Annotated in this window: 14 protein-coding genes and 1 pseudogene; 6 read left to right on the top strand and 9 right to left on the bottom strand. The window is 61.6% G+C overall.

Annotated features, from left to right (window positions below):
- Positions 1–91: 91 nt before the first annotated feature.
- Together AC07NR_RS19900 and AC07NR_RS19895 are read right to left on the bottom strand one after the other, a co-directional pair.
- Positions 92–817, bottom strand: a complete 726-nt coding sequence (locus AC07NR_RS19900; RefSeq protein WP_371856525.1) for a methyl-accepting chemotaxis protein — start codon at positions 815–817, stop codon at positions 92–94.
- Between the two features lie 129 nt (positions 818–946).
- Positions 947–1,705, bottom strand: a pseudogene (locus AC07NR_RS19895) (MCP four helix bundle domain-containing protein); the annotation flags it as partial.
- A 247-nt stretch (positions 1,706–1,952) separates the two neighbouring features.
- On the opposite strand from AC07NR_RS19895, the gene AC07NR_RS19890 reads away from it, so the two are divergent.
- Together AC07NR_RS19890 and AC07NR_RS19885 are read left to right on the top strand one after the other, a co-directional pair.
- The gene (locus AC07NR_RS19890) at positions 1,953–2,267 is read left to right on the top strand and encodes a DUF2388 domain-containing protein (protein WP_114882220.1); all 315 of its coding nucleotides are present in this window, start codon (positions 1,953–1,955) and stop codon (positions 2,265–2,267) included.
- A gap of 114 nt (positions 2,268–2,381) precedes the next feature.
- Positions 2,382–2,783 (top strand): hypothetical protein, encoded by a 402-nt coding sequence (locus AC07NR_RS19885; RefSeq protein ID WP_495079238.1) that lies wholly within the window; start codon positions 2,382–2,384, stop codon positions 2,781–2,783.
- Here AC07NR_RS19885 and ligD read toward each other — a convergent pair whose 3' ends face one another.
- On the bottom strand, positions 2,784–5,348 hold the full coding sequence (gene ligD, locus AC07NR_RS19880; RefSeq protein ID WP_495079237.1) for a DNA ligase D: 2,565 nt from the start codon (positions 5,346–5,348) through the stop codon (positions 2,784–2,786).
- 122 nt (positions 5,349–5,470) lie between these two features.
- Positions 5,471–6,214, bottom strand: a complete 744-nt coding sequence (locus tag AC07NR_RS19875; protein WP_495079236.1) for a tellurite resistance TerB family protein — start codon at positions 6,212–6,214, stop codon at positions 5,471–5,473.
- Positions 6,215–6,473: 259 nt separating this feature from the next.
- Between AC07NR_RS19875 and pcsA the strand changes: the two genes are divergently transcribed.
- Positions 6,474–7,196: a phosphatidylcholine synthase gene (pcsA, locus tag AC07NR_RS19870; RefSeq protein ID WP_085708683.1), complete on the top strand. Its 723-nt coding sequence runs from the start codon at positions 6,474–6,476 to the stop codon at positions 7,194–7,196.
- A 104-nt stretch (positions 7,197–7,300) separates the two neighbouring features.
- Here the strand turns inward: pcsA and AC07NR_RS19865 are convergent, their stop codons facing one another.
- A complete protein-coding gene (locus AC07NR_RS19865; protein ID WP_495079235.1) occupies positions 7,301–8,113 on the bottom strand; it encodes a class I SAM-dependent methyltransferase in 813 nt (270 codons plus the stop codon).
- Between the two features lie 33 nt (positions 8,114–8,146).
- Positions 8,147–8,419: a DUF4242 domain-containing protein gene (locus tag AC07NR_RS19860; protein WP_085708685.1), complete on the bottom strand. Its 273-nt coding sequence runs from the start codon at positions 8,417–8,419 to the stop codon at positions 8,147–8,149.
- Between the two features lie 228 nt (positions 8,420–8,647).
- On the opposite strand from AC07NR_RS19860, the gene AC07NR_RS19855 reads away from it, so the two are divergent.
- The gene (locus AC07NR_RS19855; protein ID WP_495079234.1) at positions 8,648–9,109 is read left to right on the top strand and encodes a GNAT family N-acetyltransferase; all 462 of its coding nucleotides are present in this window, start codon (positions 8,648–8,650) and stop codon (positions 9,107–9,109) included.
- A gap of 18 nt (positions 9,110–9,127) precedes the next feature.
- On the opposite strand, the gene AC07NR_RS19850 is transcribed toward AC07NR_RS19855, so the two are convergent.
- The 3 genes from AC07NR_RS19850 to AC07NR_RS19840 form a co-directional block, all read right to left on the bottom strand.
- Positions 9,128–10,342 (bottom strand): cytochrome c biogenesis protein DipZ, encoded by a 1,215-nt coding sequence (locus AC07NR_RS19850; RefSeq protein ID WP_495079233.1) that lies wholly within the window; start codon positions 10,340–10,342, stop codon positions 9,128–9,130.
- A 78-nt stretch (positions 10,343–10,420) separates the two neighbouring features.
- Positions 10,421–10,717, bottom strand: a complete 297-nt coding sequence (locus AC07NR_RS19845) for a hypothetical protein (protein ID WP_085708688.1) — start codon at positions 10,715–10,717, stop codon at positions 10,421–10,423.
- A 32-nt stretch (positions 10,718–10,749) separates the two neighbouring features.
- Positions 10,750–11,010, bottom strand: coding sequence for a DUF2790 domain-containing protein (locus AC07NR_RS19840; protein WP_085708689.1), 261 nt, complete (start codon positions 11,008–11,010; stop codon positions 10,750–10,752).
- A gap of 308 nt (positions 11,011–11,318) precedes the next feature.
- Between AC07NR_RS19840 and AC07NR_RS19835 the strand changes: the two genes are divergently transcribed.
- Positions 11,319–12,059, top strand: a complete 741-nt coding sequence (locus AC07NR_RS19835) for a response regulator (RefSeq protein WP_085708690.1) — start codon at positions 11,319–11,321, stop codon at positions 12,057–12,059.
- Positions 12,056–13,363, top strand: a complete 1,308-nt coding sequence (locus AC07NR_RS19830; RefSeq protein WP_495079232.1) for an ATP-binding protein — start codon at positions 12,056–12,058, stop codon at positions 13,361–13,363. Before AC07NR_RS19835 ends, AC07NR_RS19830 begins: the two co-directional genes overlap by 4 nt.
- The last annotated feature ends 23 nt before the right edge of the window (positions 13,364–13,386 follow it).

The following is a 13,386-nucleotide window of genomic DNA, read 5'->3' as shown; positions in this document are numbered from 1 at the left end:
CTCTGGCTGAAGCCTTTCAGGCATTTGATCGCCTTTTCCCCGCTCGCCTGCGGCCTTGCAGTTGTTACAAATGAGGTTGACGGCACCCGCCTCACAGCCTGAATCGATCCACCGACTGCGCCAGCCGCCCCGCCAGATTCGACAACTCGTCCGTCGTATTCGCCGTCTCGCCGATCACCTTGCTGTTGCCTTCCGACATGCCCGCGATCATCTCCACCTGATGGGCGATTTCGTTGCTGGCCTGGCTCTGTTCGCCAATAGTGCGGGTGATGTCGTTGACCAGTTGCGTGGTGTTCAGGGTGGCGTCGAGGATTTCGCGAATGGCCCGTTCGACGTCGGCGGTGACGGCCATGCCCTTGTCGACCTGAGCCACACCCGCCTCCATGCTGCTGACCGCCTCACGGGTGCTGTTCTGGATGCGCGCGACCATCGCGGCGATTTCCTGGGTCGAGGCGCTAGTGCGGGCGGCCAGACTGCGCACTTCATCGGCGACCACGGCAAAACCCCTGCCCTGCTCGCCGGCCCGGGCCGCCTCGATGGCCGCATTGAGCGCCAGCAGGTTGGTCTGGTCGGCGATGCTCTTGATCACCTGGATGATGTTGAAGATGCCTTCGGACTCATGATCCAGCGTGCGGATCACCTGTGCCGACTGCTGGGCGGAGCGGGCGATGTCGTCCATGTCGCTGACCACTTGATGGATCACCTGCCCGCCGTTCTTGGCCAGTGACTCGGCCTGATTCGCCATGCTCAGGGCCCGCTCGGCGTGGCGGGTGATTTCCTCGATGCTGGCGGTCATCTGGCTCGCGGCAGCGGCCATGGTGCCGGCGGCGGTGCTTTGTTGCTGGCTGCTGTCGGCCACCCGATGGCAACCATGGCTCAGTTGCTCGCTCATGCCGCTGACACCATGGGCATTGCGCCGCACCACGTCGATCATGTCCCGCAGATCCCGCTGCATGGTCGCCAGCGTGCGGATCAGCGTGCTGGCTTCGTCTTTTCCGGAGGGCTCGGCGATCGGTTCGCTGAGGTTGCCATGAGCGATGCTTTCAGCGATGCGGCTGGCGGTTTTCAGCGGGCCGGTGATGCTCAGGATCACCCAGCGACCCTGCACCAACAACAGCAACAGGCTGGCGATCAGCACGATGCCCAGGGCGATGTTGGCGTTGCGGATCGCCGCTTCGGTGCCCTGGCTGGTTTGCCGGGTGTTGGTTTCGATCAGTTCGCTCAAAGACGCCATCTGTTCTTCGAGCTGGCTGAACGCAGCGTTGAAGGTGCCGAGTTCCTGTTGTGCCGTGTCGGGGTTGTCCAGCGCCAGCCCGACAATCCGCTCGCCCGCGTTGATGTAAGTGTCGAGGCTTGGCTTGATCTGCTCCAGCGCGGCCCGGATCGTGGTGTCGAGCGGCAGTTTCAGGTTTTCGCCCAACACCTCGCGAAAATGCCCGGCGTGCTCTTCGACAGAACTGCGCACTTCGTCCGCCGTACCGGTGCTTTTGCCCAGCCCCACCAGCATGGCCGAGTAGACATCGGCGCGCAGGGCGTCGTGCATCATGTCGGCTTCCATGTGATTGCGCAGCGCGCTCATGCTGACGGCGTTGGCACTGACTGCCGACGCCATGCGCTGATTGCCGACATAGCTGACCAGGCTCACGATCAGCGCCGTCAGCAGGCTGGTCGCAATCAGCAGCACCAAACGCAGTTTGATCGACACGGTGATTTCCTCCCTGGTCGCGCCGCACAGCGCTTTCAACGCTTCAGTTAAGCCTATTTCCGCGAACCCGCCGGGTTAGAGCGTCTCAAGGTATGTCGTCACATCCGCTAAAAAAGAATTCTGTGCGGCAGTTATCGGTTTGCAGCCCCGAGAACTTGTTCCGGCGCATGGAACTCCCGAGCCACGCCGCACCTCTCACATTATGTGGTACTTCCTTTTCGCTTTACGCTGCTGGAGGAACACCGTCATGCGTCGTTTATTACTCGTTTCGTCTCTTGTGCTCTGCCTGCCTTTTGGCTCGGCCTTCGCCCGCGTGGATGCGGGGGATGTCGCCACTTCGGCCGGTGTTTCAGCGTCGCTGTATTCCACCTTCAAGGATCACAAAATGGTGATTCCGGCCCGTGACGACCTGTCCGCATTCGTCGCCAGCGGCGGTGCCATCCGTGGCGCGTATCTGGAGTCGGCGCTGCAACAGGTTCGTCAGGAAAACCCGGGCTTGAACGCCAGCGATGAAGAGCTGGCCAATGCGATCCTGGTCCACTACGAAGGCCTGTCGCAATAACAGCCGCACGCTCGACGACGGTGGCTGACGGATTTGCCACCTCTGCGTTCTGCCGATGGACGGCAGCCGGGCGACCATGGGCAAAACCGTCGAACGGCCTCTATGATGGAGGCCATGACGATTGCCGCCCCACTTCGCTCCCCCTGCCCGCCCGGCGCCTGCATCTGCGGGCGCGATCCGTTGCTGGAAATGCCCGGCGCGGATCTGCGCATACTCTTGCTCACGCGGCAGGAGGAAAAGCGCCTGCTCGAACGCCTGGAAAACCTGCAAAGCCTGGCTGACCTCGAACGCCTGCAACAGCGGATGTTCGAGCAGTTGGGGATTCGCATGGCCATCGCGCCGGGCTTCAACGAAGTGCGGACCATGCGTGGCATTAGCATCGAAATCGATGAACTGCCGGGGATGTGCCGCAAGACTCGTCAGGCGATCCCGGCCGCCATTCGCCGCGGGCTGGAAAAACACCCCGAGATCGCCTTCGAACTGCTCAACGCCCACGACTTGCTGCGCGACGCCTGATCACGTTTTCAATCCGACCCGATTGCGCATCTCGGCGGTGATGCTCTGGCGGGTTTTCTTCATGTCCGCCCAGGGTTCATCGCCGACATCCGCCAGACGTTCGTGGACGTTATGAATATTCCAATGATTGCCGCCCTTGATCGCCTTCACCTCATCGACAAACAGCGGCACCGAAACCGGCAGCCCTTTCCGAGTCCGCGCCGCGTAAGCACAAATCGTGGTGGCGCCGAGCCCGTTGCGCAGGTAATCGATGAAGATCCGCCCCACACGATTCTTCGGTCCGGACACCGCCGAAAACCGCTCCGGCAACTGTTTGGCCATGTGACTGACGATGGCATGGCTGAAATCCTTGACCTCGTCCCAACCGTGCTTGCGAATCAGCGGCACCACCAGATGAATGCCCTTGCCGCCGCTGGTCTTGAGGAATGCCCGCAAACCGAGTTCATCCAGTACGGTCAGGGTCAGGGCGGTGGCTTCGACCATGCTTTTCCAGGGCAGCGCCGGATCCGGGTCGAGGTCGAGAACGAAGCGGTCGGGTTTTTCCAGATCCACCGTGGTGGCGTTCCAGGTGTGCAGTTCGACGGTGCTCATCTGCACCGCACCAATCAGCGACTCGGCGTTGTTGATCAACATCATCGGTTGGCCGGTCAGTTCCTTGTCCAGCTTGCGGATGCCGGGGATCGCCAAGTGTTCGGCGTTCTTCTGGAAGAACAGTTCGCCAGCGATGCCATCCGGCGCCCGCACCAGCGCCACGGGGCGATCCTTGAGCTGCGGCAGGATCCATTCGGCAACGCTGGCGTAATACTCGGCCAGTTGCCTCTTGGCGGTGCCGCTGCTGGCGTCGATCACCCGGTCCGGATGAGTGATTCTGACCTTGCCGCTGACCATCCCGGTTTGAGACGGCGCCTTGGCGGCGGGTGGCGTTTTTTTCGCCGGGGTTTTCGCGGCTGAAGTTTTCATCGGTTTCGCTTGCTCCTCCGTAATCTCCAGAGCCGATTTGTCATCGCGCAAACCATGGAATACGGCATGGCGCACCGCCCCCTCCCGAGTCATTTCGGCAAACGCCACCTCCGCCAGCAGGTTCGGCTTGAGCCAGTGCACACCCTTGGCCTCGAAACCACTGGGCGGGTTGACCAGCGCAGTCTTCTTCGCCCGCAACGGTTTCAGCCGGGCTAGCACTGTTTTCAGGGTGGCCTCGTTGAAGCCCGTGCCAACCTTCCCGGCATAACGCAACTCGCCGCTGTCGCGATCGTGCAGTCCCAGCAACAAAGCACCAAAGGCACTGCGCGAACCTTTCGGATCGGTGTAACCAACGATCACGAATTCCTGACGATGTTTGCACTTGAGCTTGATCCAGTCACTGCTGCGCCGTGACACATAGGGCGAGCCGAGACGTTTGCCGATCAAGCCTTCCATCTGCATCTGGCAGGCACTGTTGAGCAAGGCCTCCGGGGTTTCGTCGAAGGCTTCGGAGAAACGCAGCAACGGACTCTTGTGCGCCTTCAATATCGTGGCCAGCGCCGCGCGCCGCTCTTCCACCGGGACTTCGCGCAGGTCGACACCGTTGAGGTAAGGCAGGTCGAACAGGTAATAAAGAATGTCGCTGCTGCGGCTTTCGTCGAACGCGTTCTGCAATGCCTGAAAATCAGGAATGCCGTTTTCATTGGCAACCACCACTTCACCGTCAAGCCACGCCGACTCCAGCCCCAGCGCCGACAGTGCCTGGGCCTGCTCGGGCAGTTTGTGCGTCCAGTCATGGCCGTTACGGGTGAACAGTTGCACCGTTTGATGATCGATGCGCGCCATGATCCGGTAGCCGTCGAATTTGATTTCGTAACTCCAGTCCCCTGCCGGAGCACTGTCCACCAGCGTGGCCAATTGCGGTTTCAACTGGGCGGGGATTCGCGCCTTGTGCGCACCGACAAGCTTGCCCGAGGCTGGTTTGCGCGCTGGCTGTTTCAGCGGTTTGACCTGTCTGGCGTCGAGCTTCGGTTTGTCGACAAGGGTGCGCTCGCTGAGCACGCTGTCCGGCTCGGCGACCAGCACGTCGTAATTGCTTTGGGGCCGGGCGGCGCTGTCCTGGTGCTTGATCAGAAACCACTGTTCCTGTTTTCCCGGCATATGGGTACGCACCAGATTCCACACCCCGCCGAGCTTCTCGCCTTGCAGCTCGAACTTGAGCTTGCCCTTGGCGTAGGCCTTCTGCGGGTCTTCCAGCGGAATCCACACGCCACGATCCCAGACGATTACATCCCCGGCGCCGTAATGTCCCTCAGGGATGTTGCCTTCGAAGGTCGCGTAATCCAGCGGATGGTCTTCGACATGCACTGCCAGGCGCTTGACCTTGGGGTCCAGCGACGGGCCCTTGGGCACCGCCCAGCTCTTGAGCGCACCGTCCAGCTCCAGGCGAAAGTCGTAATGCAGGTGCGAGGCGTCGTGCTTCTGGATGCAGAACTGCAACGCGTGTTCGGTGCCAGCCTTCTTGCTCCGACGCTTGACCGCTGCCGGTTCCGAGGTCGCCGAGAAGTCGCGCATGCGGTTGTAGTCGTCGAGGTTCCTGTTCATGGCGGCTCCGGCTGCAGTCTGGTGCTGTTATGCAGAAGAGCGACGCCTGCCCGGAAAAATTCAATCGACGTAAAAAAGCCCCGGACGGATGGAAACGTCCGGGGCCCGGGTGTTGAGGGGTTTCAGGCGGTGCCCTTGGCCTGTTGTTCCAGATGCACCTGTAACTCGGGATCGATCTGCAAGGCCCCCGCCAGTTCATCCAGGTAATTGCGTTCGGCATCCTGCTGGTCATCCACCAGCATCACGCTGGCGATATACATTTCGGCGGCCACCGCCGGATCGTTGTTCGCCGCTTGCGCGACTTCGCGGGCATCGAGGGGTTTGGCGACTTCGGCGTCCAGCCATTGCTGCAGATTGGGGTCGTCGGTGTGGCGGCCGATTTCGCTGCCGATCAGCTGCTTCTCCGAGTCGTCGATCCGCCCGTCGGCCTTGGCCGCCGCGATCAGTGCGCGCAGCACCGCGTGGCTGTGCTCCTCGACTTGCGGGCCGGCCAGCAGGTCCGCGGTTTGCGGTGTCTGCTGCGGTGCCGCCGACGCCTGACTGCGTTGCCAGGCCTGATAGGCCTGGAACGCCATCATGCCCAGCGAGGCCAAAGCCGCGTAGTTGGTGCCGCCGGAGCGACTCTGCGTTCCACCGCCCAATGCCCCACCACCCAACCCTCCGCCACCGAGCAATCCGCCGAGCAGCCCACCAAGGCCACCGAGTCCGCCGGCAGGTGCACCGCCGCCGCTGGTGCCACCGCCACCGAGCAGGCCGCCCAGCAAACCGCCGAGCCCGCCCAGGCCATCGCCGGCCGAGGCGCCACTTTGTTGTCCCGCCGAGGCCTGGCCTCGCAGCAGTTGTTCGAGCAGATCACTGGTGTTCATGACGTCATCCTCAGGCAAAAGCGTAACGGCGTCAGGCAACAATAGACCTGCGCACGGGTTGCGCCAGCACCGTTTGGCTGACGCTGCTGCGGTGAAGCGATATCGGCGTCGAAAAATTTTCCCGGCCAGCTAAGATTCATGAAGGATGAACCTTATCCCGGCCCGACCGGTCGATAGCTGCAAACCCGACCCGGTTGGCCGCCACCCTTGTTGCTCAAGTGTGATTCCCGGCTTGCTTCACTTTCTGGAGAACGCCCCTGTGATATCGACCGTCCACATTGCCAGGCTCAAAGCCTGGGGCGCCCATGGTTTCACCGCGACCGGCGTGGTCACCGCCTTCCTCGCCACCCTCGCCCTGCTGGAAAACCAGCCGACCCATTGCCTGATGTGGCTGGGCGTCGCGCTGATCGTCGACGGACTCGACGGGGCGCTTGCGCGCAAGGTCAACGTGCAGTCGGTGCTGCCGAGTTTCGACGGTTCGATCCTCGATCTGGTGATCGATTACCTGACTTACGTGTTCATTCCGGCGCTGTTCATCTATCGCTACATTCCCCTGCCCGACTACACCCTGTTGCTGACGGTGTCGCTGATTCTGGTGTCGTCGCTGTTCTGCTTCTGCAACGTCAACATGAAGAGCAAGGACAACTACTTCGTCGGTTTCCCCGCCGCGTGGAACGTGGTTGCGCTGTGCCTTTACATCATTGCCCCGGGGCCGTGGATCACCTTCCTGACCGTGATCGGCCTGGCGCTGCTGACCATCACCCGGATGAAATTCCTGCACCCGTTCCGCGTGCGCCGGTTCATGCCAATCAATATTGCGGTGACGGCGATCTGGCTGTTGTGCAGCCTGTCGCTGGTGCTCAACCACCCGGTCATCAACCCGCTGGTGATGGGTTTGTGGTTGCTGGCGTCGGCGTATTTCCTCGGCATCTGCATCTGGCGCACGGCGCTGGAGTGGTTTGACAGTGCCCATCTGAAGTAGAAGAACCTGTGGGAGCGAGCTTGCTCGCGAATGCTGTCAGTCAACAAACATGTTGAATGTCAGTCTGCATTCGCGAGCAAGCTCGCTCCCACATGGGTGTGCGCTCAACGTTTGGTTATGACCACCTCCAGATACTCGCTCGGCACCACCAACGAACCCGGCCCGGCCCGGTTCAGCCCGTCAATCAGTTGCGTCAGATCCCCTTCCAGTGCCTGCCCGCTCTCTGGCGGCAGCGCCGCGAATGCCTTGTGCACCGGCCCGTACCAGTGGCGGAAGATGTCGATGAAGTGTGCCGCCGAGCGATAACGGAAATTGAAGTGGCGGCGAGTCACCTGCATCAGGAACTGACGCTCATCGAACTGCGAATGCAGCCAGGCTTCCGCGCCCCAGTTCGACGGCGGTTGCGCGCCGGCCGGGGGTGGCAGATGACGGCCAAGGGTCTTGAACATCTGGCCGACGAAGCCTTCGGGGGTCCAGTTGGCCAGACCGATCCGCCCGCCCCGGCGGCAGACCCGGGCCAGCTCCTGCGCAGCCTTGGCCTGATCCGGGGCGAACATCACCCCGAAAGTCGACAGCACCGCATCAAAGCTGGCGTCGGCAAACGGCAGCGCTTCGGCATCGGCCACCTGAAAGGTCACATCCAGATGTTCGGCCCGCGCCCGATCCTGGCCGCGCTCCAGCAACGCCGCGACATAATCGGTGGACAACACCCGACAACCCCGACGCGCCGCCGCCAGCGTGGCATTGCCATTGCCGGCGGCAACATCCAGCACTTCTTCATCGCAGCGCAAATCGCAGGCTTCGGCGAGGTTTTCACCGACGATCTGCAAGGTGGTGCCGATCACGGCATAGTCGCCGCTGGCCCACGCGACTTTCTGACGTTCCTTGAGGGCATTGAGATCGATGGGGGTGCTCATCAACAGGTGCTCCAAGACAGGCTTGATCAGGCGTCACTCGGCGGTGGTCGGGTCGATGACACTCATCACCCGGGACACGCTGTTAGCCGGGAACCCGCCCAGCCGCGCGTGCTCGCGCACCAGTTCCTCATCAGGGGCGATGTACACACAGTAGATTTTGTCGGCGGTGACGTAACTCTGCAGCCATTGCACCTGCGGCCCGAGTTCACGCAACACCTGACAGGACGTTTGCGATACCGCCTTGAGTTCTTGCTCCGACAGGTTTCCGGCCCCTGGAATCTCGCGTTCAATCACGAATTTCGGCATGGCAACCTCGCTTTCTTTTTATCAGTGACAGGACGGATACAGCCCTGCTCTTTCACTATCGTCCCGAGACTGTGCGGCGTCCTTGCCAATCGTCTGGAGAGCCCCGTAAACCGGGACTTCGCCGATGAGTGGCGGGATTTTGTAAAGCCCTCGAAACACTGCCCGGGGTTGCCAATACGCAGGGGGATCGGCTCTTATGAAATCCCGCCCCGTGAATGGAATCCGAACATGTCATTGCGCCTCGTATGGCTCGCCGACCACATGCAGCACAGCGACACTTACGCCGAGTGGATCCACCGGCAGTTTCACTACGAATACGCCGATCAGCCACTGACCGAATGGCAACGGGAGTTTGCCGAAGGACAAACCAATGGTGACTGGCGCTGCCTGATCACACTGGATGGCGAGCGTCTGCTCGGTGGCGCGGCACTGGCGCGTGCAGATCTTGCGCAACGACCGGATCTGGGACCCTGGCTGGCGTGTGTGATGGTCAGTCCGGAATCTCGCGGGCAGGGTCTGGCAGAAAAACTGATCGAAGGCATTGCCGAGGAAGCCAGGAAACAAGGCCTGCCGCGCTTCTACCTGCATACGCAGAACAAGCACGATTACTACGCCAAACGCGGCTGGACAGTAATGGAACGTTTTCAGGCCTGGGACAACGAACAATGGCTCATGGTGCGCGACCTGTGAGCCATTGATGTCCGCGGTTCAGGCTGCCGGTGCCTTGGCCTCTTTGAGCAGTTGCTGAATCATCTGCTCCTGAGCCTCATAACGACCCTCGCCAAAGTGGGTGTAACGCACCTGCCCCTTGGCATCGATCAGGTAGTGCGCCGGCCAGTACTGGTTGTCGAAGTTGCGCCAGATCGCGTAGTTGTTGTCGATGGCTACCGGATAGGTGATGCCGAGTTTCTTCACCTGATCCTTGACGTTGTCGATGATCCGTTCGTAACCGTATTCCGGGGTGTGCACGCCGATCACCACCAGGCCGTCCTTGCCGTACTTTTTCTCCCAGTCCTTCACGTATGGCAGCGTGTGCTGGCAGTTGATGCAGTCGTAGGTCCAGAAGTCCACCAGCACCACTTTGCCGCGCAGGGATTCGGCGCTCAGTTCCGGTGAGTTCAGCCATTGCACTGCGCCGGTCAGAGACGGCATCGCGCCTTTGCCCTGCTCGTCCGCCGTCGAATCCGCCCGCACTTTGCTGATGAAGTAGTCGATCACTTTCGGCGCGTTTTCCAACACGTTTTTCTCGACACTGGCGACGCCCTCGGACGATGTACCGGCCAGCAGGGTTCGATCGGCACCGGTGGAAATCACCACCGCCGCCGCCAGCACGGCGACACCTGCGCCACGACGGAACCAGCCCGTGAACGGGATCGACGGTTTCAGCCGGTTGACCAGGCCGCGACCGGCGAAAATCAGCGTCCCCAGCGACAACGCACTGCCCGCGCCGTAGGCCAGCAGCAACAGGCTGGTCTGGGCACTGGCGCCTTGCAGCATGGCACCGGTGAGGATCACACCGAGAATCGGGCCGGCGCACGGCGCCCACAACAGACCGGTGGCCACGCCGATCATCACTGAACCCATGGGGCCAGCCTTCTTGCGAGTGTCCGGATCCAGGCGATTGCCGAGCAACACGAACGGCCGCGCCAGCCAGTCACCGATGCGTGCGGAAATCAGCGACAGCGCAAACAGCACCATCACGATCAGCGCGATGTGTCGGCCGGTGTTGTTGGCCTGGATCACCCACTCGCTGCTGACCACCGCGAGGCTGGAGATCAGGGCGAAGGTCAGGGCCATGCCGCCGAGGGTCAGCAGGATCGAAGAGCGAGTGCGGTCGGCGCCGGCAAACAGAAACGGCACCACCGGCAGGATGCAGGGGCTGAGGACAGTCAACAGACCGCCCAGGAAAGCGATAAGGAACATGAGGTTCACCTCTTGAAGGATGGGCGGTCTGCCGATAAAAGAGGTGTCTGCCGTTCACCGGCAGACACGCACGGAGGCTCAGGCGTTCTGGCTGTCCAGCCATTGGCTCTGCGGGGTCCGGCTGGCGCCGTTTTCGGCAACCATCTGCCCTTGCGGTGTATGACTGGAGCCGTCTGCCGCGACCATCTGCCCCTGCGGCGTATGGCTGGCGCCGTCGGCGGCAATCAAGGCATCGCTGCCCTGCTTGGCTACCGGGCTCAGCTGGAAGCAGGTGCTGCCGGCGCAGCTGCTCTGCTCGACGGCGCTGTTGGCGTGAGCCGCGACACCGGCAAAAGAGAAGGCAATGGCGGTCAGGAAACGCGATACGTTGTTCATGGCAATCTTCCTTTAAGTCAGTGGGTGGCGGATCAGTTCTGGTTGTCGCAGCCGTCGGCGAATTTGCTGTAGTCGAGCACGCGGGTCTGACCGGCCGAATCGAGGTAGGTCATGCGGGCGTCGACGATGCCGCAGGTCATCGATTTGTCTTCTTTCATCGAGATCACTTTCTGGATATCCAGATGTGTGCCGTAGGTGTAGGTTTGCGGGGCAACGGCTTCGGCGCGGGCCGACAGGGTGCAGATGTTCAGGGCAGCGAACAGGCAAGCGGCGATTACGGATTTGTTGGTCATGGCGTTTTCCTCAGGGCTTCAATGGGTAGATCGGTTGATTGAGCCGAGGCGCTGTGGTGTGCCTCGATGGAGCTCATTTAAAGCTCGCGAGGTATCCCGTCTGTGTCGGAAAACGGCCGGTATAAATCGCTACGTATCTCGCCCGCCGGGGGATACACAGCGATACAAAACCCTGAAAAAATCCTGATTTTGCGTCCACATGTATCCGTCGTTGCGGCAGATACACTGCAATACAAAGGCAGGCAGGCGAGCCCGCGCGGGCTCTATAGACTGCGAGACATTCCCCCACTTGATAGAGGTTTGGCTCCATGGATCATGTCGATCACATTCTCATCGTCGATGACGACCGCGAGATTCGCGAACTGGTTGGCAATTACCTGAAAAAGAACGGCCTGCGCACCACGGTGGTCGCCGATGGCCGGCAGATGCGCAGTTTTCTGGAAGCCAACACCGTCGACCTGATCGTGCTCGACATCATGATGCCCGGCGATGACGGCCTGCTGCTGTGCCGCGAACTGCGCGCCGGCAAACACAAGGCCACGCCGGTCTTGATGCTCACCGCACGCAATGATGAGACCGACCGCATCATCGGCCTGGAAATGGGCGCCGACGATTACCTGACCAAACCCTTTGCCGCCCGCGAGCTGCTGGCGCGGATCAACGCCGTGTTGCGCCGCACGCGCATGCTGCCGCCCAATCTGGTGGTCACCGAGAGCGGTCGCTTGCTGGCCTTCGGTCGCTGGCAGCTCGATACCTCGGCCCGGCATCTGCTGGACACCGACGGCACCATGGTAGCCTTGAGCGGTGCGGAATATCGCTTGCTGCGAGTGTTCCTCGATCATCCGCAGCGGGTATTGAGCCGCGATCAACTGCTCAACCTGACCCAGGGCCGCGACGCCGATCTGTTCGACCGCTCCATCGACCTGCTGGTCAGTCGTCTGCGCCAGCGTCTGCTCGACGACGCCCGCGAGCCGGCCTACATCAAGACCGTGCGCAGCGAGGGTTATGTGTTCTCGCTGCCGGTGGAAATCCTCGGAGCCCCGGCATGAAGGTTGCGTTGCACTGGCCGCGCACCCTCGCCTCGCGGTTGTCGCTGATTTTTCTGATCGGCCTGATCCTGGCTCAAGCCCTGTCGTTCGGAGCGCAGTATTACGAGCGCTACGAAAGCGCGAAGAACACCATGCTCGGCAACCTGGAAACCGACGTTTCGACCTCGATCGCGATCCTCGACCGACTACCGGCCGAAGAACGTCCGATGTGGCTCGAACGTCTGGCCCGGCCCAACTACGGCTACCTGCTCAGCGAAGGCGAACCGGGTACACCGATCGGCGCAGGCGAAGTGCCGATCGCGGTCACCTCGATCACCGACGCCATCGGCGAAGCCTATCCGCTGACTTTCACCGACATTCCGGGGCCGAAAAAGCACTTTCAGGGTCATTTGCGCCTGAGCGACGGCAGCCCGGTGACCATCGACGTGCGACCTTCAATGGTGCCGCTGTCGCCATGGCTGCCGGTGGTGCTGCTGGGGCAACTGGCGCTGATGATTGCCTGCACCTGGCTGGCGGTGCGCATCGCCATCCGTCCCCTTACCCGTCTGGCCAACGCGGTGGAAACCCTTGATCCCAACGCCCATCCGATCAATCTGGATGAACACGGCCCGAACGAAGTGGCCTACGCCGCCCGTGCGTTCAACACCATGCAGGCGCGGATTGCCGCGTATCTGAAAGAGCGCATGCAGTTGCTGGCAGCGATTTCCCACGACCTGCAAACCCCGATCACCCGGATGAAACTGCGGGCGGAGTTCATGGATGATTCGGCGGAAAAGGACAAACTGTGGAGCGACCTCGGCGAGATGGAGCATCTGGTGCGTGAAGGCGTGGCCTATGCGCGCAGCATCCACGGTTCGACCGAAGAAAGCCGGCGCACCAACCTCGATTCCTTCCTCGACAGCCTGGTGTTCGACTACCAGGACATGGGCAAAGAGGTGCAATTGAGCGGCAAGAGTGAAGCGGTCATCGACACCCGCCCCCATGCCCTGCGCCGGGTGCTGGTCAACCTGACCGACAACGCGCTGAAGTTTGCCGGCGCTGCCGAGCTGTTGATCCAACGGGACAAGACCGGCCTGTCGATCAAGGTGATGGATCGCGGACCGGGCATCGCCGAAGAAGAACTGGCACAGGTAATGGAGCCGTTCTATCGCGTGGAGAACTCGCGCAACCGCAGCACCGGCGGCACCGGCCTGGGTCTGGCGATTGCCCAGCAACTGGCGATGGCGCTGGGTGGTTCGCTGAACTTGAGCAACCGTGAAGGTGGCGGATTGTGCGCTGAACTGAAGCTGCCGCTTCAGGCCTGAGATAAACAAAAAGACCCGGGGAA

The organism is Pseudomonas sp. GW821-FHT09C09 (assembly GCF_059418105.1).
The sequence above is the reverse complement of the archived record's forward strand: the minus strand, read 5'-3'. Positions and strand labels throughout refer to the sequence as shown.

Coding starts and splice junctions, on each gene's coding strand:
- AC07NR_RS19900 (WP_371856525.1), bottom strand. CDS start 817: ATGGCCGCTGCCGCGAGCCAGATGACCGCCAGCATCGAGGAAATCACC.
- AC07NR_RS19890 (WP_114882220.1), top strand. CDS start 1,953: ATGCGTCGTTTATTACTCGTTTCGTCTCTTGTGCTCTGCCTGCCTTTT.
- AC07NR_RS19885 (WP_495079238.1), top strand. CDS start 2,382: ATGACGATTGCCGCCCCACTTCGCTCCCCCTGCCCGCCCGGCGCCTGC.
- ligD (WP_495079237.1), bottom strand. CDS start 5,348: ATGAACAGGAACCTCGACGACTACAACCGCATGCGCGACTTCTCGGCG.
- AC07NR_RS19875 (WP_495079236.1), bottom strand. CDS start 6,214: ATGAACACCAGTGATCTGCTCGAACAACTGCTGCGAGGCCAGGCCTCG.
- AC07NR_RS19865 (WP_495079235.1), bottom strand. CDS start 8,113: ATGAGCACCCCCATCGATCTCAATGCCCTCAAGGAACGTCAGAAAGTC.
- AC07NR_RS19860 (WP_085708685.1), bottom strand. CDS start 8,419: ATGCCGAAATTCGTGATTGAACGCGAGATTCCAGGGGCCGGAAACCTG.
- AC07NR_RS19855 (WP_495079234.1), top strand. CDS start 8,648: ATGTCATTGCGCCTCGTATGGCTCGCCGACCACATGCAGCACAGCGAC.
- AC07NR_RS19850 (WP_495079233.1), bottom strand. CDS start 10,342: ATGTTCCTTATCGCTTTCCTGGGCGGTCTGTTGACTGTCCTCAGCCCC.
- AC07NR_RS19845 (WP_085708688.1), bottom strand. CDS start 10,717: ATGAACAACGTATCGCGTTTCCTGACCGCCATTGCCTTCTCTTTTGCC.
- AC07NR_RS19840 (WP_085708689.1), bottom strand. CDS start 11,010: ATGACCAACAAATCCGTAATCGCCGCTTGCCTGTTCGCTGCCCTGAAC.
- AC07NR_RS19835 (WP_085708690.1), top strand. CDS start 11,319: ATGGATCATGTCGATCACATTCTCATCGTCGATGACGACCGCGAGATT.
- AC07NR_RS19830 (WP_495079232.1), top strand. CDS start 12,056: ATGAAGGTTGCGTTGCACTGGCCGCGCACCCTCGCCTCGCGGTTGTCG.